Origin of the sequence: Flavobacterium soyae (assembly GCF_021245985.1) — a bacterium.
GTDB lineage: Bacteria > Bacteroidota > Bacteroidia > Flavobacteriales > Flavobacteriaceae > Flavobacterium > Flavobacterium soyae.
Map to the genome: position 1 here is coordinate 292,392 of NZ_JAJQXA010000005.1, position 21,772 is coordinate 314,163.

At 35.5% G+C, this 21,772-nt stretch carries 15 protein-coding genes; 14 read left to right on the forward strand and 1 reads right to left on the reverse strand.

Annotated features, from left to right (window positions below):
* Positions 1-90: 90 nt before the first annotated feature.
* From kduI to LUU93_RS08975, 7 genes are all read left to right on the forward strand, one after another.
* On the forward strand, positions 91-930 hold the full coding sequence (kduI, locus tag LUU93_RS08945) for a 5-dehydro-4-deoxy-D-glucuronate isomerase (protein WP_232680490.1): 840 nt from the start codon (positions 91-93) through the stop codon (positions 928-930).
* A 3-nt stretch (positions 931-933) separates the two neighbouring features.
* A complete protein-coding gene (locus LUU93_RS08950) occupies positions 934-1,725 on the forward strand; it encodes a gluconate 5-dehydrogenase (protein ID WP_232680492.1) in 792 nt (263 codons plus the stop codon).
* A gap of 22 nt (positions 1,726-1,747) precedes the next feature.
* Positions 1,748-3,154 carry a glucuronate isomerase gene (uxaC, locus tag LUU93_RS08955; RefSeq protein ID WP_232680494.1) on the forward strand — a complete coding sequence of 469 codons (1,407 nt, stop codon included), beginning with the start codon at positions 1,748-1,750 and terminating at the stop codon, positions 3,152-3,154.
* Positions 3,155-3,367: 213 nt separating this feature from the next.
* On the forward strand, positions 3,368-4,390 hold the full coding sequence (locus LUU93_RS08960; protein ID WP_232680497.1) for a sugar kinase: 1,023 nt from the start codon (positions 3,368-3,370) through the stop codon (positions 4,388-4,390).
* A 12-nt stretch (positions 4,391-4,402) separates the two neighbouring features.
* Complete coding sequence (locus LUU93_RS08965) at positions 4,403-5,071, forward strand: bifunctional 4-hydroxy-2-oxoglutarate aldolase/2-dehydro-3-deoxy-phosphogluconate aldolase (RefSeq protein WP_232680499.1); 669 nt, start codon at positions 4,403-4,405, stop codon at positions 5,069-5,071.
* A gap of 212 nt (positions 5,072-5,283) precedes the next feature.
* Positions 5,284-6,732 (forward strand): tagaturonate reductase, encoded by a 1,449-nt coding sequence (locus tag LUU93_RS08970; RefSeq protein WP_232680501.1) that lies wholly within the window; start codon positions 5,284-5,286, stop codon positions 6,730-6,732.
* Between the two features lie 36 nt (positions 6,733-6,768).
* Positions 6,769-8,391, forward strand: coding sequence for a UxaA family hydrolase (locus tag LUU93_RS08975; RefSeq protein ID WP_232680503.1), 1,623 nt, complete (start codon positions 6,769-6,771; stop codon positions 8,389-8,391).
* A gap of 223 nt (positions 8,392-8,614) precedes the next feature.
* Here LUU93_RS08975 and LUU93_RS08980 read toward each other — a convergent pair whose 3' ends face one another.
* Positions 8,615-9,643 carry a LacI family DNA-binding transcriptional regulator gene (locus LUU93_RS08980; RefSeq protein WP_232680505.1) on the reverse strand — a complete coding sequence of 343 codons (1,029 nt, stop codon included), beginning with the start codon at positions 9,641-9,643 and terminating at the stop codon, positions 8,615-8,617.
* A gap of 291 nt (positions 9,644-9,934) precedes the next feature.
* Between LUU93_RS08980 and LUU93_RS08985 the strand changes: the two genes are divergently transcribed.
* The 7 genes from LUU93_RS08985 to LUU93_RS09015 all read left to right on the forward strand — a co-directional run bounded on the left by LUU93_RS08985 (position 9,935) and on the right by LUU93_RS09015 (position 21,725).
* Positions 9,935-11,365: a glycoside hydrolase family 28 protein gene (locus tag LUU93_RS08985; RefSeq protein ID WP_232680507.1), complete on the forward strand. Its 1,431-nt coding sequence runs from the start codon at positions 9,935-9,937 to the stop codon at positions 11,363-11,365.
* Positions 11,366-11,407: 42 nt separating this feature from the next.
* Complete coding sequence (locus LUU93_RS08990; protein WP_232680509.1) at positions 11,408-14,512, forward strand: SusC/RagA family TonB-linked outer membrane protein; 3,105 nt, start codon at positions 11,408-11,410, stop codon at positions 14,510-14,512.
* 12 nt (positions 14,513-14,524) lie between these two features.
* A complete protein-coding gene (locus LUU93_RS08995) occupies positions 14,525-16,198 on the forward strand; it encodes a RagB/SusD family nutrient uptake outer membrane protein (protein WP_232680511.1) in 1,674 nt (557 codons plus the stop codon).
* Between the two features lie 103 nt (positions 16,199-16,301).
* Entirely contained in the window at positions 16,302-17,237 is a 936-nt protein-coding gene (locus tag LUU93_RS09000) for an alpha/beta hydrolase (RefSeq protein WP_232680513.1), read from the forward strand.
* A gap of 11 nt (positions 17,238-17,248) precedes the next feature.
* Positions 17,249-18,214, forward strand: coding sequence for a DUF4861 family protein (locus tag LUU93_RS09005; protein ID WP_232680515.1), 966 nt, complete (start codon positions 17,249-17,251; stop codon positions 18,212-18,214).
* A 400-nt stretch (positions 18,215-18,614) separates the two neighbouring features.
* A complete protein-coding gene (locus LUU93_RS09010; protein WP_232680517.1) occupies positions 18,615-19,835 on the forward strand; it encodes a glycoside hydrolase family 88/105 protein in 1,221 nt (406 codons plus the stop codon).
* A 294-nt stretch (positions 19,836-20,129) separates the two neighbouring features.
* Entirely contained in the window at positions 20,130-21,725 is a 1,596-nt protein-coding gene (locus LUU93_RS09015; RefSeq protein ID WP_232680519.1) for a glycoside hydrolase family 43 protein, read from the forward strand.
* Positions 21,726-21,772: the final 47 nt, after the last annotated feature.

A 21,772-nucleotide genomic window follows, 5' to 3' on the forward strand; every position in this document is an offset into this window, starting at 1 on the left:
AGCTTTATTTAAAATATTTTTATGTTTGAATTATGCTTTTTTCAATATAAAAAATTAATTTTGTGCAATCGATTACATTAAAATAAAATTATGACAAAATATAGTTCAAGATACGCGTCAAGCCCAGAAGCAGTTAAAAAATACGATACACAGCAGTTAAGAGAAGAATTCTTAATTGATGACTTAATGCAGGAAGATGAAATTGTATTGGTTTATTCGCATTACGACAGATACATTGCAGGTTCTGCAGTTCCTGTAAAAGATGATTTAACTCTGGAAACAATCGATCCGCTTAAAGCGCCGTATTTTTTAGAAAGAAGAGAAATAGGAATTATAAATGTTGGAGGAAGCGGTTCTGTAGTAGTCGAAGGAACATCTTATGAATTAGGTTTTAAAGATGCCTTGTACATTGGAAGCGGTAATAAAGAAGTGATCTTCAAAAGTGCTGACAGCAAAAATCCGGCTAAATTTTACATCAACTCTGCACCGGCTCACACGACTTACCCAACGGTAAAAGTAAGTTTGGCAGAAGCAAATAAATTAGAATTAGGTACGATGGAAACTGCCAATCACCGTACTGTAAACCAAATGATTATAGGAAGCGTTGTAACAACCTGCCAATTGCAGATGGGAATGACGGAATTAAGACCGGGAAGTGTTTGGAATACTATGCCGGCGCACGTACATGACCGCAGAATGGAAGTTTATTTTTATTTGGATATTCCGGAAAATCAGGCCGTTTGTCACTTTATGGGACAGCCGCAGGAAACAAGACATATCTGGATGAACAATCATCAGGCAGTTATTTCTCCGCCCTGGTCAATTCACTCAGGTTCAGGAACCAGTAATTATACCTTTATCTGGGGAATGGCGGGTGAAAACTTAGATTACGGAGATATGGATGTTTGTAAAATCACTGATTTAAGATAAAAAATGACAAACTTATTTGATATAAAAGGAAAAGTTGCCCTTATTACAGGAAGTACTCACGGACTGGGAATGGCAATGGCAAAAGGATTGGGACAAGCTGGAGCAACAATTGTGGTAAACGGAAATTCGTCCCAGCAAAAAATTGACGATGCTGTGGCATTACTTAAAAGTGAAGGAATTAATGCGGTTGGTTCTAAATTTAATGTAACCGAAGAACAGGAAGTAAAAGCAGCTGTTGCAAAAATTGAAAGCGAAGTCGGCCCAATCGATATTTTGATTAACAACGCAGGAATTATTAAAAGAATTCCGCTTCTTGAAATGGAAGTTGCTGATTTTAGAGAAGTGATTGATATAGACTTAGTAAGCCCATTTATTGTTTCTAAGCATGTTGCAAAAGGAATGATCGAAAGAAGACAAGGAAAAATCATCAACATTTGTTCAATGATGAGCGAATTGGGCCGTAATACTGTTTCGGCGTATGCTGCTGCAAAAGGCGGTTTAAAGATGCTGACGAAAAACATGGCAACAGAATGGGCAAAATACAATGTTCAGATCAATGGAATCGGGCCGGGTTATTTTGCCACAGAACAAACAAAACCTATTAGAGTTGACGGACATCCGTTTAACGATTTTATCATCAGTAGAACTCCTGCTGCAAAATGGGGAGACCCGGGAGATTTAGCCGGAGCGGCGATATTTTTATCCTCTAAAGCGAGTGATTTTGTAAACGGTCACATTTTATATGTTGACGGCGGAATCCTGGCTACAATAGGAAAACCTTCAAACGAAGAATAATTTTCAAAATATATTAAAAAACATGAGCGCGAATCAGACATTCATACACGATAATTTTTTATTAGAAAATAAATACGCTGAAGAGTTGTATCACAATTACTCTAAAAACCAGCCAATTATTGATTATCATAATCACCTAAACCCGCAGTTTATTGCCGAAGATAAGATTTTTGATACTATTACAAATGTATGGATTAATGGAGATCACTATAAATGGCGTGCCATGCGTACATTAGGAATCAACGAGCAGTTTGTAACAGGAAAAGGTTCAGATAAAGATAAATTCTTAAACTGGGCAAAAACAGTTCCGTACACGATGCGTAATCCTTTGTACCACTGGACACATTTAGAGTTAGCGCGCTATTTTGATATTTATGATTTGCTGAATGAAAAAAATGCTGAGAAAATTTATATCGAAACGACAGAAAAAATAAATTCGCAGGCGTACAGTACACAAAATCTTCTTAAAAAAGTAAACGCTGAATTGGTTTGTACTACCGAAGATCCAATTGACAGTTTAGAGTTTCATCAAAAACTGGCCAAAAATCCAATTGGAACTAAAATGAGTACGGCTTTCAGACCCGATAAAGCCATCTTAATTGCTAATGATGGTTATAATGCATATCTGGACACATTAGGGGATGTGTCCGGAGTTGCAATTATTACTTATGCCGATTTACTTTCGGCACTAAGAAAAAGAATTGAATTCTTTAATGCAAATGGCTGCAAATTAAGTGATCACGGTTTAGATCAGATTTATTTTGAAAACTTTACTGAAAGTGAAATAGCCTCAATTTTCAAAAAGAAAAGAGAAAACAGAATCCTAACTTCAGAAGAAGCTTTAAAATTCCAAAGTGCCGTTTTATTGTTTTTGTCTGAAACGTATCACGAATTTGGCTGGGTACAGCAGTTTCATTTAGGTGCTTTGCGTAATAACAATGCGCGTATGCACAGAATTTTAGGTCCTGATACAGGATGGGATTCTATTGGAGATTATCCGCAGGCACAAAAATTATCCAGCTTTTTAAATGCATTGGACAGTAAAGATAAATTGACAAAAACGATTATCTATAACCTAAATCCTGCTGATAACGAAGTTATGGCAGCGATGATTGGAAATTTCAACGACGGAAGCGTTCGCGGAAAAGTACAATTTGGTTCAGGATGGTGGTTTTTAGATCAAAAAGATGGAATGACAAAGCAGTTAAACGCACTTTCGAATATGGGATTAATCAGCTGTTTTGTAGGAATGCTGACAGATTCAAGAAGTTTCTTATCGTTTCCAAGACACGAATATTTCAGACGTATTTTATGTAATCTTCTTGGAGATGAAATTAAACGCGGAGAACTTCCAAACGACATGGAATGGATAGGAAAATTAGTTACCGATATTTCATATAATAATGCTAAAGAGTATTTCAAGTTTTAATTAAGAATTAAGAATTAAGAATTAAGAATTAAGAATTAAGAATTAAGAATTAAGAATTAAGAATTAAGAATTAAGAATTAAGAATTAAGAATTAAGAATTAAGAATTAAGAATTTGAACTATTAAAATTCATTAATAGTAAAGTTTGAAAAATCTTTTTTAATCCTTTAATCTGCGGCAAAAAAACTTTTTACTAGTAAAAAATAAATAAAAAATGAGTAGAGTAGTTGCATTTGGAGAAATCATGCTGCGTTTATCGACAGAAAGGCATTTACGTTTTTCGCAGTCTGCAGCATTTGGTGCTACGTACGGAGGCGGAGAGTTTAATGTATGCGTTTCTTTGGCTAATTATGGTGTAAATGCCGAGTTTGTTACAAGATTGCCTCAAAACGAGATTGGTTTATCGGCATTAAAAGAAATGCGTAAAATGAATGTCGAAACCAAAAGCATTGTTTACGGAGGAGAACGTTTAGGAATCTATTTTTTAGAAACCGGAGCCGGAACACGAGGCAGTAATGTAGTTTACGATCGTGCACACAGTGCAATGGCGACTATTGAAAAAGGCCAGATAGACTGGGAAAAAGTTTTAGAAGGAGCTGAGTGGTTCCATTGGAGCGGTATTACTCCGGCAATTTCTCAAACCGCGGCAGAGGCTTGTTTAGAAGCTATTAAAACAGCTCATAAACTAGGAATCAAAATTTCCTGCGACTTAAATTACAGATCTAAATTGTGGCAATACGGCAAAACGCCAAGCGAAGTAATGCCGGAAATGCTGCAATACTGCAATGTTATTTTAGGGGATATTGATACTGCTTATTTCATGTTAGGAATTCCGAAGGAAAACCCTAATTATCAGGATCAGGAATCACTTCCGGCTTTATACTCAAAATTGTTTGAATTAATTCCGAATTTAAAAATTGCTGCAACAACGCTTCGTTATTCTGTTAGTGCATCACACCAGAGAATTGGAGGTGTTTTGTTTGACGGAAAAACAATTTATCAGGCTGCTGTAAAAGAAGTAACTCCGGTTGTAGACAGAGTAGGAAGCGGTGATGCCTTTATGGGGGGATTGATTTACGGATTGTTAGAATATCAAAATAATAACCAGAGAGCATTAGATTTTGCAGTTGCTGCCTGCTGTTTAAAACATACTATTGCAGGAGATTATAATTTGGTTACATTAAAAGAAGTTGAAAATATGATTGATGGTGATGGTTCTGCATTAGTATCAAGATAATTAATTAGAGATATGGCAAAATATTCAAGAATAGAAGTGGCACAAACAATGAAAGATAACGGAATGGTGCCGCTGTTTTTTCACTCAGATATCGAAGTAAGCAAGAAAGTTTTAAAAGCTTGTTACGACGGAGGTTCAAGATTAATGGAATTTACAAGCAGAGGAGACTTTGCTCATGAAGTTTTTGGAGCTTTAAATAAATATGCTTTGGCAGAATTACCGGGAATGATCTTGGGTGTTGGTTCTATTACAGATGCTGCTTCTGCATCATTATACATGAGTTTAGGCGCTAATTTTATTGTAACTCCGGTTTTTAGGGAGGATATTGCAATTGCCTGCAACCGACGTAAAGTACTTTGGTCACCGGGCTGCGGAACACTTACCGAAATTGCAAGAGCTGAAGAATTAGGCTGTGAAATTGTAAAATTATTCCCCGGAGATATTTACGGACCAGAATTTATCAAAGCGATAAAAGGCCCATGCCCCTGGACATCTATAATGCCAACCGGAGGCGTTTTACCAACTGTAGAAAGTTTAAGTTCCTGGTTTAATGCTGGTGTAACTTGTGTAGGTATTGGGTCGCAGTTAATTTCAAAAGATATTTTAGAAAAAAACGATTACGACGGATTAAAAACGAAAGTAAGTCAGGTTCTGGACATCATAAAAAATATAAGAAAATAAATAAGGAGTAATCATGCCAATCCTTATTTAGATGCGTTTTTTTTTAGATTTTAGAGATTGTAATTGAGCATTACGCTTAAAAAAATAAATCTTGTCACTCCTCACAGCAGGATTTATTTTAACTACGAGTGTAATGTTTCATTTACAATGTATTAAAATTGGTCAATAAGGTATTAAGTGGTTATTTATAACACTTTAAAGTAAAAATTAAAATGGAAAAAATAAACAGATCAAATTCAGGGTTTTCAAACAGACTTCCTATTAAAATAGTTCAATTTGGAGAAGGTAATTTCTTAAGAGCTTTTGTAGAATATGCCATTCAGAAATTAAACCAAAAAGCTGATTTTAATGCCGGTATAGCTGTCGTGCAGCCTATTGATAAAGGGCTGGTGAATATGATCAATGCTCAGGATGGTTTATACACTTTGTTTATGAAAGGTGTAAAAAAAGGCGAGGAAATTCAGGAAAAAGAATTGATTACCAATATTGTAAAAGCAGTTGATCCTTATGCTTCTTTTCAGGAATATTTGGCCCTGGCTAAAGAAGAAGAACTGGCTTTTATTATATCAAATACTACTGAGGCTGGTATAGAATATATTGCTTCAGATCTGCCAACAATGCAGCCTCCTGTATCTTTTCCTGCAAAATTAACCGTACTTTTGCATGAAAGATTTAAACATTTTAATGGAGCTGGTGATAAAGGATTAACAATTATTCCTTGTGAGTTAATCAATTATAATTCAGATACTTTAAAAGAAGTTATTTTGAAATATTGTACAGACTGGAAATTGGGTCAGGATTTTGTTTCCTGGATTTTAAACAATTGTAGTTTCCATAATACATTAGTAGACAGAATTGTTCCGGGTTATCCGAAAGATCAAATCGAAGAATACAACAGCCAGTTAGCTTATAAAGACGATTTGATTGTTAGTGCAGAAACATTCTTTTTATGGGTTATTGAAGGCGACGATGAATTGAAAGCAAAACTTCCGTTTGAAAAAACAGATTTAGATGTAAAAATTGTTGAAGATATGCAGCCCTACAGAACACGTAAGGTTAGAATTTTAAATGGTGCGCATACAGCGATGGTTCCTTTTTCGTTACTTTACGGAAACGAAACTGTAAAAGAAACTGTTGATAATGCTTTTACCGGAGAATTTGTTAATAAAGCTGTTTTTGAAGAGATCAATGAAACCTTAAATATGGATAAAGATGAATTGGCAAGTTTCTCTGAAGAAATTTTAGACCGTTTCAGAAACCCATTTATAAAACATTTATTATCTTCCATCGCTTTAAATTCAATTTCTAAATTTAAAGTTCGTGTTTTGCCAAGTTTAACAGGATATGCTGCTATTCACAAAACACTTCCGGTTCATTTAACTTTTGCTTTTGCTGCTTTAATACGTTTCTATAAAGGAACATGGAACGGACAAAGCTTACCGGTTAATGACAGTGAAGATATTGTTTCATTTTTTGATGGTTTATGGAAATCAGATGATTATGAAAAAGTAGCAAGGCTTACTTTGCAAAACAAAAGTTTCTGGGATGAAGATTTAACGGAGATTCCATCATTAACAAAAGCGATTACGATTGCTTTAGAAGAAATAGATTCAAACGGAATTGAGGCTGGTTTTGCCAGGTTTCAGGAAAGAATAAAATAAAAAAAACAAAAACAAAAAGAACAAAGAACAAGGGTTATGGCAACGCAGAAAAAATTAATAAAAGTTCACCCAACCGATAATGTAGCGGTGGCTTTGGTGAATCTTACGGCTGGCGAAGTAATTGATTTTGAAGGGGAATCAGTTACGGTTGAGACAGATGTAAAAATGAAACATAAGATTGCAATGGTTCCTTTTAATGTAGGGGACAGAATCATTATGTATGGAGTTTTAGTAGGGAAAGCAAGTGCAAGAATCGAAAGAGGAGGATTACTTTCTACTGAAAATGTAAAACATGAAAGCGACAAAGTTACCGGCAAAACAGAAACGATTGGCTGGACTGCTCCAAATGTTGACAAATGGAAAGACAGAACCTGGCAGGGTTATCATAGAGAAGACGGGCAGGTTGGAACTGAAAACGTTTGGTTGTTTTTCCCGTTAGTTTTCTGTGAAAACAGAAATATCGAAATCTTAAAAGATATTTTTGAAAAAGAATTAATGAAGCCTAAAGAAAATGATTATCAATTATTATTGCGTTCTTTAGTAAAATCAGAAACTGGAGGCGCAGGTAATGAAGCAGCTTCAAACGATGCTAATTTATTCAACAATATCGAAGTAAAATTCATTACGCACCAAGGAGGCTGCGGCGGAATTCGTCAGGATTCTCATAGTCTGGCTAAATTATTGGCTGGTTATGTAAACAATCCAAACGTTGCCGGGGCAACAGTTTTAAGTTTAGGATGCCAGAATCTTCAGATTCAGATTTTCAAAGACGCTCTTGATGCTATAAACCCAAACAGTAAAAAGCCTGTTTTAATTTACGACCAGCAGTCAATTGGAACAATCGAAACAATGTTGAGCAGTGTGGTAAAAGATACTTTTGAAGCGATTAAAAAAGCAAACGAAATAAAAAGAGAACCTGCTCCATTATCTAAACTAAAAATTGGTTTAGAGTGTGGTGGATCTGATGGATTCTCTGGAATCTCTGCAAACCCAACTTTAGGGGTTACTTCAGATTTATTGGCTGCTTTAGGCGGAACTACAATTCTTTCTGAATTCCCTGAATTATGTGGTGTTGAGCAGGAATTAGTAAACCGCTGCGTTGAAGACGAAGGAGGAAAACGTTTCTTAGATTTAATGCAATGGTACGAAAAAACGGTTGTAGATGCTGGTTCAGGATTTGATATGAATCCGTCTCCGGGTAATATTAAAGACGGTTTAATTACAGATGCAATGAAATCTGCAGGAGCGGCTAAAAAAGGAGGAACTTCACCTATTACAGGAGTTTTTGATTATGGAGAATATATCACTAAGCCAGGTTTAACTTTACTTTGTACACCAGGAAACGATGTTGAGTGTACAACAGCAATGGTTGGTTCTGGTGCAAATATGGTATTGTTTACAACAGGTTTAGGAACACCAACAGGTAACCCGATCGCTCCGGTTGTAAAAATCTCTTCAAACACGCAGTTAGCAGATAAAATGTCTGACATCATTGATATTGACACCGGGGGAATCATCACCGGAGAAAAATCAATCGATGAAATGGCCGATGAAATGTTAGAATTTATTATAGATGTTGCAAGCGGAACAGTAAAAACCAAAGCAGCACTTTTAAACCAAAACGACTTCATCCCTTGGAAAAGAGGAGTATCGCTTTAGGTTTTAGTTACAAAGTTACAAAGTTACAGAGATACAAAGTGACAAAGGTTTATATGTAGAGACGCACAGCAGTGCGTCTTTTTTTTTTAACCATATAAGGTTATATAAGTTCATTTTAGATTATACTTATAACAATAAAAAAGCAGCTCCATAAGAGCTGCTTTTTTATTGTTATATAAAGCAAACTTAAATTTACTTATATAACCTTATATGGTTAAAAAAACTAAAAGGTGCTTCTTGATGATGATTTTCGGATGTGTAATTCTGGTGCGAGAACTACCTTTTTTTCGATTTTAATCGTTTCTGTTTTGTCAACCTGTTCTAAGAAAACGCGGGCTGCCATTTTTCCCATTTCAAGCGGCGACTGATCTACAGAAGTAATAGATAATTCCATAAACTTAGTAAAAGGCTCGTTACTAAAACCAGCTACACAAAACTCTTTCGGAATACTGATATTTCTTTCTTTAAGTTCCTGAATAGCTCCTAATGCAGCAAAATCACTTGCAGAGAATATGGCATCCGGCGGCGTTTCTAATTGCAGCAGTTTATCAACCGCTTCTTTTCCTGCTTCAACTGCACTTTTCGTATAAATAACATATTCTTCCTTAAAATCGATTCCGTGATCTAGTAAAGCCTGTTTGTAACCTAAAAACCTGTTTTTAAAGATTTCCAGCGATTGATCCCCAGAGAAATGTGCAATATGTCTGCAGCCTTCATTAATTAAATGCTTGGTAGTTAAATAACCGCCCCTAAAGTCGTTTATGGTTACAGAACTTACACCTTCAATATGTTTGCTTCTGTCGAAAAAAACCAGCGGAACGTTCTTTTGAAGTACATATTGAAATGCACCGTCATTTTCGCTCGTTACATCAGTTAAAGACATTAAAATGCCGTCAACCTGAGCATCAATTAAAGTATATAGATTTTCATTTTCTCTTTTTTTACTCTCATGTGTCTGGCATATAATTACCTGATAGCCATTAGGATGCAGTTCTTCTTCGATTCCCCTGATCACAGATGCGAAAAAGTTACTGTCTATACGAGGTACAATTACACCAATATTGTTACTTCGGCCGCTTTTTAATGCTAAAGCAAGTTTGTTTTGCTTATAGTTCATTGAGGCAGCAGTTTTAATAACCAACTCACGAGTACTTTCTTTAATCTTCGGGTTGTTATTCAACGCTCTGGAAACAGTAGCTGCAGTGATATTTAATTTCTCGGCAATATCATAAATGGTTACTTTTTCGCTCATTAAAAAGGGTTTTTACAAGTTAAATTCTTAGACAAAAATACATTTTTTTTAGATAACGTAATATTTAATGTTATCGATTACCATATCAAATTACTACAATGTTTTTTTATTCTACAATAATAATAAATTATAATAATTTTTGCATTAAATGTAATTATAATTCTTAATAAAAATTAAAAATACAATTTATTTCTAAATAAATTTGGCTGAGTGGAACATATTTTCTATTTTCGTGTAATCGATTACATAATTATTTATGTTTTTGCATTGTTTACTTGATATTCCACACAAATGAATAAAAATAAGATTATAGCGTATAAATCAATTGTTTTTGTCAGTATTATGGTTGTTTTGACTATATCCTGTGCTAAAAAAATTGCAGCTTTATCTGAACCTGATCCGTGGAAAAATATAGAATTGACCATTAAAAGTCTTTCTCAAACAAAATTCAAGGATAAAACCTACAATATAAACGATTTTGGAGCTGTTGCAGACGGTAAAACTTTAAACACTTCAGCATTCGAAAAAGCGATTAAAACCTGTGCAGAAAATGGCGGTGGAAAAGTATTGGTGCCAAATGGAAAATACTTAACAGGAGCCATTCATTTAGAAAGCAATGTAAACCTGCATTTAGAAGATAACGCCGAGATTCTTTTCAGCCTAAATCCAAAAGATTATCCGATCGTTCATACTTCATGGGAAGGAACAGAAGTAATGAACTATTCTCCGCTTATATATGCTAAAAATAAAACCAATGTTGCCATTACAGGAAAGGGTATTTTAAACGGTCAGGCAGACAGCACCAACTGGTGGATTTGGTCAGGCGGAAAAGGATACGGCTGGAAAAAAGGAATTCCGTCGCAAAATGACCCGGCAAACCGTGAAGTTTTAGTTGATATGGCTGAAAAAGGAATTTCTGTTGCAGAAAGAATTTTTGGGGAAGGAAGATATTTACGCCCAAACTTTATCGAGTTTTTTGAATGTAATACCGTTTTGGTAAAAGATATAACGGTTATCAATTCTCCTTTTTGGATTCTGCACCCAATCAAAACCAACAACATCATTATCGACGGTGTAACAGTAAACAGCCACGGACCAAACAATGACGGCTGTGATCCTGAATATTCTCAAAATGTAGTAATCAAAAACTGCACCTTCAATACTGGTGATGACTGCATTGCTATAAAAGCCGGCCGTGATGCCGATGGAAGGAGAGTAGCGATTCCGAGTAAAAACATCATTGTTCAAAATTGTAAAATGATCGACGGTCATGGCGGAGTTGTAATTGGAAGTGAAATCTCTGCCGGGGTAAATAATGTTTTTGTAGAGAATTGTGTAATGGACAGCCCAAACTTAGATCGGGCTATTCGCATCAAAACCAATTCAAAAAGAGGAGGTTTAATTGAAAATATTTTTGTTAGAAACCTCGAAGTAGGAACGGTAAAAGAATGCGTTTTGCTCGTAACCATGTTTTATAATGTGTACGGCTCACAAACCGGAAATTTTATACCAACAGTGCGAAATATAAACCTCGAAAATGTTACGGTAAAAAACAGCGGAAAATTTGGCGTTTTGGCAGAAGGTTATGCAGAATCTCCAGTAGAAAACATTACGCTGAAAAATGTAAAAATAGAAAAAGCAGATTCAGTCTATTCATTAAAAAATGTAAAGAACATCAATTTTATAAATACTTATATAAATGGAAAAAAAGTAAACAAATAAAAACTAGTAACTATAACATTTAACCAAACCACTAAACCGCTTATGAAAATTAAACAACCATTAAAGAAAAAAAGAAAATACAATCTCGTATTTTTATTTTTCCTGAATTTCCTACTGTGCAATGCCGTAAACGCACAGTCTGTAGTAATAGAAGGAAAAATTACAGATGCTGCAGGATTATCGCTGCCAGGCGTTAATATTCAGGAAAAAGGAACCAAAAACGGAACCTCTACAGATTTCGAAGGAAGTTTTAAAATAAACGTAACGAGTAATAAAGCAGTATTAATAATAAGCTATTTAGGTTTTCAAACGCAGGAAGTAAGTACTGCCGGAAAAACGAAAATTAATGTAAGCCTTGCAGAGCAGTCAAACTCATTAAACGAAGTTGTGGTTGTGGGTTATGGTTCTGTAAAGAAAACTGACCTTACAGGATCAGTAAGTACGATAAGTGCCGCAACGATTACAGAACGAAATACAACAAGTGCACTTGAAGCAATTCAGGGAAGTACGCCCGGAGTTCAGATTTCATCAAGTTCAGGACGTTCAGGAGACGGATTTAAAGTTGTCATTAGAGGAAACAATTCATTGGTAGGATCATCTCCATTATATGTTGTAGACGGTGTTCCGGTTGATAATATTGACTTTCTGAATCCGCAGGATATTGCAAGAATGGACGTTTTAAAAGATGCCTCATCAGCCGCAATCTACGGTTCAAGGGGAGCCAGCGGCGTTATTATTGTTACCACTAAAAGCGGTGCTAATGTAAAATCAGGAATTAATGTAACCTTTGAATCTTCTTACGGAACAAAAACAGCTGCAAGAATGCCAAAAATGATGAATGGTGAAGAGTGGTGGAAATTTCACCAGGTTGCCTACATGAGCGCAGCACCAGCAACGCAGACTCCGGCGCAGCTTGCTGCTTTGGCAGGAAATCAAAGTCCGTTATTAGTTTCAAGAGCAAACAGCGGTTATAATTTTGACTGGGCAGATGCTGTTCTAAAAACGGGTATGACCCAAAATAATTACTTAAATGTTACAGGTCGTTCAGATTCTGGTTTGAGTTACAATTTAGGATTCGGGATTCAAAGCGATGAAGGACTTATCGACAATGACGGGACAGATAAATATTCTTTCAAGTTAGGATTAAATCACAAAATAAACGACAAATTTACAACAGGTGCAAATGTTACTATAGCTCGTGTTGACACACAGTTAGGAAGTGATTTAGCCATGCAGGATGCTTTTAGATTAAGTCCTTTAATGTCGCCTTGGGCTATTGATGCCGATGGAAATGAAAGAGTAGGTACTTTATTTTTCCTTCCGGGAAAATTAACTTATCCTAATGGTTCCTGGGCAATTAATAAAACCAGTACTGTAAATCCTTTAATGGAGATAGCCAATTCATCTCAAAAAGAAAAAACATGGCAGACAGTTGGAAATGTTTTCTTTCAATATCAGGCTTTAAAATGGCTTTCGTTTAAAACAACATTTGCTGCAGGAATAGAAAATACAGTTACAAGTGCAGCTTATGGCGCACAGACAAATGCCGGAGTTACATTAAACGGAAAAAATTCGGCTTCAATAAAAAACTACAATAACTTCAATTATACTTGGGACAATCAGATTGATTTGAAACATACTTTTGCCGAAGTACATGATTTTAGCGTTTTATTATTACAGAGTTTGTATTCAAATGTTGATGAGACTTCATATTTATATTCTAATAATCAGCCTTTTGATGTTGGATCAAATAATATGGGATCTGGAGTTCAAACCAGCTATAACATCAGTTCCGGATATCAAAAAAATACTTTAAGCTCTTACGCGGTTCGTTTAAACTACACTTTTAAAGACAAATATTTATTGACAGCTTCTACAAGATGGGACGGTTCGTCTGTTTTATCAGAAGGTAATAAATGGCAGAGTTTCCCGTCTGTAGCTTTAGGATGGAAAATCAGCAAAGAATCTTTTCTTGCAAACAGTAATGTAATTTCAGACTTAAAACTTCGTGCAAGTTTAGGTTATACTGGAAACGACAATGTGGCACCTTATACTTCTCAGGCTTTATTAAATCAGCAGACTTTTTATGCAAACGGAGCAAATGTAGTTTCGGGCTGGCAGTCTGAAAATTTAGCGAATCAGGATTTAACATGGGAGAAAACACGAGAATTAAACTTTGGTCTTGATTTTGGATTTTTGCAAAACAGAATCTCAGGAAGTGTTGATGTTTACGACAGATTATCAGATAAATTAATCTACAAACAGCAATTACCTGCAGAAAGCGGCTGGAAAAATACTTTTGCAAACGTGGGTTCTGTAAGCAATAAAGGGGTCGAAGTTTTATTAACGACAAAGAATATTAAAAGCGAAAAAGTAAATTGGGAAACAACTTTCACCTTTACTAAAAACGTAAATAAATTAGAGTCAATTTATAATCAGGATAAAGTTAGTGATATTGGAAATAAATTAATTCTGGGATCAGAATTAAACCCTAATTACAACTACGTTTACAATGGTGTCTGGCAGGAAAGCGAAGCTGCACTTGCAGCATCTTACGGACAAGCTCCGGGTCAGGCGAGACCAAAAGATTTAAATGGCGACGGTAAATTTAATCAGAATGATAGAACGGTAATTGGAAATGCAAATCCGGAGTGGCAGGGAAGTTTATATTCTAAACTGACTGTGGGTAATTTCGATTTCAATTTTTCTGTACTGACAAGTCAGGGACAGACAGTTTTAAGTACTTTTCACCAAAATTTTGCAGATGTAAGTGACAGAGGACGTCAAAAACTGGCAATGGATTATTTTATTCCAACAAACGGAACAGGAATTCAGGCCAATGCAAATAACACAAACCCAAGACCGGGGCCGGTTGCAACAGGCGCGGGAGCTTACTGGACCTCTTTATTTGGTTACTACAGAGACGTTTCTTACGTAAAAATCAAAAACATATCTTTGGGGTACACATTAGATTCAGAATTATTGAAAAGACTTAAAATCAGTAATTTGAGAATTTATGTAAATGTTTTAGATCCATTTGTATTTACAGATTTTGATGGATATGATCCAGAATGGGCCGCTTCTCCTTTTGGGGTAAACCGTCCGGCATCTGTAACAACGCAATTGGGATTAAGTGTTAAATTTTAATGAAGATATCAAATGAAAAAAATAATAATACTATTAGGAATTGCTGCTATGGTTTTAAATTCATGCAGTAATTATATTGAGGAAGAAAGTCTTTCGAATGTTCCTGCCGATGCCACTTATAAAACCGCATCAGGATATCAGTTATTGATTAATACAAATTATGCATGGCTAAAAAGTATTTATGGAGGAAATCCGTGGTTATTTGAAGCCGGAACAGATATGTATGCCGAAGGAAGAACGCCGGAACCAGCAGGTTTAAGCCAATACACACTTTTAATACCTTCTTCAGATAATGTTGCAGATTTGTATACGCCTTGTTACCAATTGATTCAATCTGTAAATAAAGCTGTTTATTATTCGGCAATAACAGAACAAACGGCTAATTTGAACACTTTAGTGGGCGAAGCTAAATTTTTAAGAGCGCAAGCTTATTTCCTGTTAGTTCAGACTTATGGCGGCGTTCCAATTGTAAATGAAAATATTACAACACCGGTTTTATCTTTTCACAGAAATACTGCAGAGGAAGTCTATACACAGATTATTTCAGATCTAGATGCAGCATTAGCAAGTGTTGGAACAAACTCTTACAGCACAACTGGAAAAGTAAATAAAAGAGCGGTAAATGATTTATTGGCAAAAGTTTATTTAACAAGAGGATATGAAACTTTTGGCAAAGCCGATGATTTTGCTAAAGCTGCAGCTTACGCAGATGCAGCAATTGGCGGACAAACTTTAGCGCTTGCTTTCGACCAATTATTCAAACCCGGAAACGATTTAAATGCCGAAACTATTTTCTCTGTTCAATACGACAAAGCTTCAACAAGCACAGACCCAACAAAACTTGGAAATAACCAGTTTTATTATTTCAGTTCGTATTTAGGCGGAGCAGAAACGGGTGCGCCATTAAGAAGTTATAATTTATGTCCAACAGATTACGCTTTAGGTCTTTACGAAAAAGGAGACAAAAGATGGGAAGGAACTTTTATGACAGAAATTCTGGAAGGTCCTGAAACTACAAACGGCGTTACAAAAAATGTGTTGTATTATCCATATTACAGAAGTACAAATCCGGCATCATTAAAAGTGAGACATTTTTATGAGCCAAAATGGTTTACACCTGCAGACAGAGTGGCTTGGGAAACAGCGAATGCGGCTAGAAAATCGGCGACGTTTGTGTACCATCCTTGGGGAGAATATTCTGCAGCGCATACTTTAATAAAAAACTTAGACTGTTATACGATTCCAGTTAAGAAATTTGACGATCCGGATCCTACAACACCTTCTAGTACAGGGCCTGTAAGTACGAGAGATATTATTGTTTCGAGATTGGGAGAAACGTATTTGATTGCTGCTGAAGCCTATTTAAAAGCAGGAAATCCGGGAACAGGTTTAGATCGTTTAAACGAAGTAAGAAGAAGAGCCGGCGTTGCAAATGCTACAGCGGCAGAGTTCAACATCGATTATATTTTAGATGAAAGAGGAAGAGAATTGTTAGGCGAATATAAGCGCTGGTTTGACTTAAAACGTACAGGAACATTAGTAGCAAGAGCATCGGCACATAATTATAAAATTAAAGCCGCTAATTTTGTGGGTGTTGGCGGACAGCTTAAAATTTTAAGACCAATCCCGCAGGTGGCATTGGATTTAAACCAAAATAAAGATTTTCCTCAAAATCCTGGTTATTAGTAATTTGTTAGTTTTTTGAGACTATTTGTTTTTTTGAAGAAGTTAAAGAGGAGTTTGACCAAAGTGTCGAACTCCTTTCTAACTAAAAAATAAAATGATTGTAATGCGAAAAATTGTATTGATTTTATTCTTGTTTTCCTGTGCGATAAATGCACAGCAAACTTATAGTGTAGACACATCATACACAGTAAAAAGCACATACAATAAATTGATAAAAAAACATCCATCCATTACAATTCCGGTTTTAGAAAAGCATAAAAATCTGATTCAAATTAAGGATATAATTTACTTTAAAGAGAAAGAAAGAACCTTGCATTTCGATGCTTTTATATATAACACAAAAAAGCAAAATCCTGTCGTTATTATGATTCATGGCGGAGGCTGGAGATCTGGCGATAAAACCCAGATGAATGCTTTGGCAGAGGAAATTGCTTCTTACGGTTATTCCTGTTTTACAATAGAATACAGATTATCGCTCGAGGCAAAATATCCATACGGAGTTTATGATGTAAAAAATGCGATTAAATTTATAAAAGATAATGCAAAGAAATTCAAAGCAGATCCAGACAAAATTGCGGTTTTAGGCTGTTCTTCGGGCGGGCAGATGGCAGCTTTGATTGGTACAACAAATGAAAACCCGGCTTTTGAAGATGCTTCTTATAAAAGTAAATCAACTTCAAAAGTAAATGCAATTATCGATATAGACGGCGTTTTGGCATTCAGGCATCCGGAATCTTCAGAAGGAGAAATGGCATCGTTTTGGCTCGGAGGTCCTTATGAAGAAAAAAAGGAGAATTGGAAAAATGCATCGGCTTTAAGCCATACTGATAAAAATACACCGCCTATATTGTTTATAAACAGCAGTATCGACAGGTTTCATGCCGGGAGAGATGATATGATAAAGATTTTAAATCAGTATAAAATTTACAATGAAGTTCAAATACTAGAAAACTCACCGCATTCTTTTTGGTTTTTTGAACCCTGGTTTTATAAAACGACCAATTTTACGATCAAATTTCTAAATAAGATATTCAAATAATTTACCATAAAATGAAAACAAAAATTACAGCCGCAGTTTTATTCTTAATTGGTTTTACATCAGTTAATGCTCAAAAATATGATATAAAAACGGCTAAAACGTATGCCGAAATTTCGGCAAAAACAGACGGAAAATGGGAAGGACGCAAATACATTGGCGGAACAGCTTTTAAAAACGTCGACCGACTAAAATTGGCACCTGAACATACAGACCACTCTTTTGATATTCGTTACGAAGGTCCGGGCTGGGAAAATAACCGAATTGGTTATCGTTTATATTTAGACTGGAGAAATGCAATTGATATTTTCGGAAAGAAAACTTCTGCCATGATCCTGCCGGTTGTGGGACAGGATAATTTTGATTCCTACCACGAAATGAGCGATTGGGGAGCCGATATTCTAAAAGCCGGAAAAGGAATTGGGATTGGGTCTATTGATCGTTATTTAAACAATGAAAAACTGCATTTCCACGAAGTCGATTCTACGATCGCAGCAGTTGTTAATAAAGACAAGGAATCTGGCGTAAAAGTGAATTATTATGGATGGAAAACTGCATCTGATAAAATTGATTTCACTTCAATTTTGACTATAAAACCAGACCAGCTGTATACAAAGCATACTATTCAGGCATCTAAAGAAATCAAAGGAATCTGTACGGGAATTGTAAAACAAAAGAATACAGAATTGCTTAAAAAAGAAAGTAAAAATAAAAAATGGGCATATTTGGCAACGTATGGGACACAATCTTTGGTTCCTGATAAATTAGGAATGGCTATCTTTTATCAAGTAAACACAATCGAAAATATTGCCAATACTGATTTAGATTATTTATTGGTTTTTAAGCCAACAACAAAAGCAACTGTTTTTTATCTTTTAGGAGCCTGGGAACAAGAAAAAAACGGAATAAAATCTCAGGAAGAATTTGTAAAATATTTGGACACACAATTAGAAGTATTAAACAAAAAAGGGAAGATGTAATTTGTTTTTTGCCACAGATTATAGGATTAAAAAGATTTGAAAAAATTAAAGATTAAGAATTAAAAATCTTCTGGATCTGTTACCCGAGCGATAGCGAACAGGCGAAGCAAATCTGCGTGAACAATATTTAACACATAGGAACATAGAATTTATTGTGATTTAAAAGAGTATAAAAAGAAACATACTTCTTACATATAACGCACTATGTTTGTTAATGCAAGTGAAACGCCTTTTATTAAGTTCCAAAAACTATCCCAAAGTTTCGGGACTATGTGTTTAAAACAAACGTAAGCCAAGGATAATCCAAATAATCCATTAATCTGTGGCAAAAAAAGAAGAAACCTGTTTCTAAACATATAAATTATAAAATAACAAAAGAAGAATCTAAATATATTTTGAAATGAAAAATACAAGGACACAAAGTTTCATGTCGGTTTTATTAGTTTGCGTACTGGCTTTAACAAGCTGCAAAGTGATTTCGCAAGAACCTGCAAAAAAAGAAATTGTTATTTCTAAAGACATGAAATGGTCAGATAAAATGGCTTTAACGTTAATGAAACGCCATCCGGAAAGTTATATGCTTGACGATTCTAAAAAGCCAAAATGGGATTATGTTCATGCTTTGGTTTTGCATTCGATAGAGGAATTGTATAAGAAAAACCCTGATCCCAGATATAAAGCTTATGTTAGAGCCTATGCAGACGAATTGGTACAGGAAGACGGAAGCATTAAAACCTACGAATTTGACAAATATAATATCGATTTGGTGGTTCCCGGACGTTTACTTTTTGATATTTATGCAGAATCAAAACAAGATAAATATTTAAAAGCGATGCAGTTAGTTCGCAAGCAGTTAGCAGAGCAGCCTCGTACAGCAAGCGGTGGTTTCTGGCACAAACAAATTTATCCAAACCAAATGTGGTTAGATGGTTTGTACATGGGGGAACCATTCTATGCACAATATACAGCAACGTTTGAAAACGGAAAAAGTTTTGACGATATCGCAAAACAATTTGAGTTGATTCAATTGCACGCAACAGATCCAAAAACGGGATTATTATACCACGGCTGGGACGAAAGCAAAGCAATGCCTTGGGCAAATAAAGAAACAGGAAACTCGCCAAACTTTTGGTCAAGAGCTTTAGGCTGGTACGTAATGGCCCTGGTTGATGTTTTAGATTATATGCCAAAAGATCATCCAAAAAGAAATGAGTTAATTAAATATTTAAATAATGTTTCTGCGGCTTTGGCTAAATACCAGGATAAATCTGGATTGTGGTATCAGGTTACGGATAAAGGAGGTGAAAAAGGAAATTATTTAGAAGCTTCTGGATCAGCAATGTTTGCTTATGCTTTTGCAAAAGGAGCAAACAAAGGGTATTTACCTTCAAAATATAAAAAACTGGCCAACAAAGCTTTTGACGGATTGACTAAAATCTTAATCAAAAAGGTAGACGAAGACGGCGGTATCACACTAACAAACTGCTGTCAGGTTGCAGGTTTAGGCGGAACTCCGTATCGTGATGGTTCTTATGAATATTACGTAAACGAAAGAAAAAAAGACAACGATCCTAAAGCGACAGGACCTTTTATTTTGGCTGCTTTGGAGTTAAACAGATAGAAGTTAATTGTGAGTTATGAATTTTGAATTATCAGTTATGAGTGAGCGCACGCTTTGTCTTGCTGAGCGATCCCGAGGCTTCGGGAGAAGCATCGAAAAGTAATTCCTCAAAGAAACTCCAATTGTAAATTACGATAGAAACCCGACAGGTTTTAAACACATAGCTTGTCATTTTGAGGAACGAGAAATCGCACAAGAAATTCCAGTCCAATAGTCGCCAATCTTTGTCGATAAACTAGTGTGATTTCTCGTTCCTCGAAATGACAAAAAACTGAGTAAAAAAACAAAATAAAAATGAAAAATATAAAAATCATTTTCACTCTCCTTTCTATTTTCTCTTTTGAGAAAAATTCGGCACAAGTCTGGACACCGGATAATGGAGACGGAACTTACACAAATCCTATTATTCACGCTGATTACTCAGATCCTGATGTCGTTAGGGTTGGAGACGATTTTTATATGACAGCATCGTCTTTTAACTGTATTCCGGGACTTCCGATTCTGCATTCTAAAGATCTGGTAAACTGGACCATTTTAAGTTATGCCCTGCCAAAACAGCCGCCTTTTGAAACTTATGATAAAGTACAGCACGGAAATGGAGTCTGGGCGCCTAGTATTACATATCATAATAACGAATTTTATATTTATTATCCAGATCCTGATTTCGGGATTTATTTGATAAAAGCTAAAAAAGCCGAAGGGCCTTGGTCAGAGCCGCTTTTGGTAAAAGCCGGAAAAGGATTGATTGATCCGAGTCCGCTTTGGGATGATGACGGAAAAGCATATTTAGCACATGCGTTTGCAGGAAGCCGTGCGCAGATTAAAAGTTTATTAGTAGTCTGCACAATGAATACAGAAGGAACAATCGCGAATAATGATGAAGTTATGGTGATTGACGGACATGAAAGTGAAGGCACAATTGAAGGTCCAAAATTCTACAAACGAAACAATTACTATTACATTTTTGCACCCGCAGGCGGTGTTCCTACTGGCTGGCAGACTATTTTAAGATCTAAAAATGTTTTTGGCCCTTATGAAAAGAAAAAAGTTTTAGAGCAGGGATCAACTAAAATAAATGGTCCGCATCAGGGTGCCTGGGTGCAGACACAAACTGGCGAAGACTGGTTTATTCATTTTCAGGATAAAGGCGCTTATGGAAGAATTGTGCATTTACAGCCTATGAAATGGGAAAATGACTGGCCGGTTATGGGACAGGATTTTGATAAAAACGGAATAGGTGAACCAGTTACAACATTTAAAAAACCAAATGCAGGTAAAAAATATCCAATTGAAAATCCGGCGACTTCAGATGAGTTTAATGAACCTAAGTTAGGTTTGCAATGGCAGTGGCAGGCAAATTCGCAGATCAATTGGGGTTTTCCTGCCAGTATGGGTTACCTGAATTTATTTTGCGTCACAACAATTAAAGACAATAAAATATTTGATGCTCCAAATTTGCTGCTTCAAAAGTTTCCTGCCGAAGAATTTTCGGCGACAGCCAAAATAACTTTCAATACACGATTAAATGGAGAATCGACCGGACTAATCATTATGGGGTTGGATTATAGTTATTTATGTTTTAAAAATGTAGAAGGAAAATTATATTTAAGCCAAAAAACGGGAACATTTAATAAAACCGTTTCTGAAACCGAAACAAAACCAGTTTTGATTTCTAATAATATTATTTATTTAAGAGTTAAAATTAAGAAAGGCGGAGTATGCAGTTTTTTTTACAGCTTAGACGATAAAAATTATCAGGCAGTAGGAACTGACTTTATTTCGAAAGAAGGAAAATGGATTGGAGCCAAAATTGGACTTTTTGCTTTAGGCGAAAAAATAACAAACGATTCAGGAAATGCTGCTGTTGATTGGTTTAGAATTACTAAATGAAAAAAGCATCAAATTCTAAAAAAATAACTTTTTGATGAAAAAAACGG

Bases quoted from the DNA above. Each gene is read 5' to 3' on its own strand.
- kduI (WP_232680490.1), top strand. From the start codon at position 91: ATGACAAAATATAGTTCAAGATACGCGTCAAGCCCAGAAGCAGTTAAA.
- LUU93_RS08950 (WP_232680492.1), top strand. From the start codon at position 934: ATGACAAACTTATTTGATATAAAAGGAAAAGTTGCCCTTATTACAGGA.
- uxaC (WP_232680494.1), top strand. From the start codon at position 1,748: ATGAGCGCGAATCAGACATTCATACACGATAATTTTTTATTAGAAAAT.
- LUU93_RS08960 (WP_232680497.1), top strand. From the start codon at position 3,368: ATGAGTAGAGTAGTTGCATTTGGAGAAATCATGCTGCGTTTATCGACA.
- LUU93_RS08965 (WP_232680499.1), top strand. From the start codon at position 4,403: ATGGCAAAATATTCAAGAATAGAAGTGGCACAAACAATGAAAGATAAC.
- LUU93_RS08970 (WP_232680501.1), top strand. From the start codon at position 5,284: ATGGAAAAAATAAACAGATCAAATTCAGGGTTTTCAAACAGACTTCCT.
- LUU93_RS08975 (WP_232680503.1), top strand. From the start codon at position 6,769: ATGGCAACGCAGAAAAAATTAATAAAAGTTCACCCAACCGATAATGTA.
- LUU93_RS08980 (WP_232680505.1), bottom strand. From the start codon at position 9,643: ATGAGCGAAAAAGTAACCATTTATGATATTGCCGAGAAATTAAATATC.
- LUU93_RS08985 (WP_232680507.1), top strand. From the start codon at position 9,935: ATGAATAAAAATAAGATTATAGCGTATAAATCAATTGTTTTTGTCAGT.
- LUU93_RS08990 (WP_232680509.1), top strand. From the start codon at position 11,408: ATGAAAATTAAACAACCATTAAAGAAAAAAAGAAAATACAATCTCGTA.
- LUU93_RS08995 (WP_232680511.1), top strand. From the start codon at position 14,525: ATGAAAAAAATAATAATACTATTAGGAATTGCTGCTATGGTTTTAAAT.
- LUU93_RS09000 (WP_232680513.1), top strand. From the start codon at position 16,302: ATGCGAAAAATTGTATTGATTTTATTCTTGTTTTCCTGTGCGATAAAT.
- LUU93_RS09005 (WP_232680515.1), top strand. From the start codon at position 17,249: ATGAAAACAAAAATTACAGCCGCAGTTTTATTCTTAATTGGTTTTACA.
- LUU93_RS09010 (WP_232680517.1), top strand. From the start codon at position 18,615: ATGAAAAATACAAGGACACAAAGTTTCATGTCGGTTTTATTAGTTTGC.
- LUU93_RS09015 (WP_232680519.1), top strand. From the start codon at position 20,130: ATGAAAAATATAAAAATCATTTTCACTCTCCTTTCTATTTTCTCTTTT.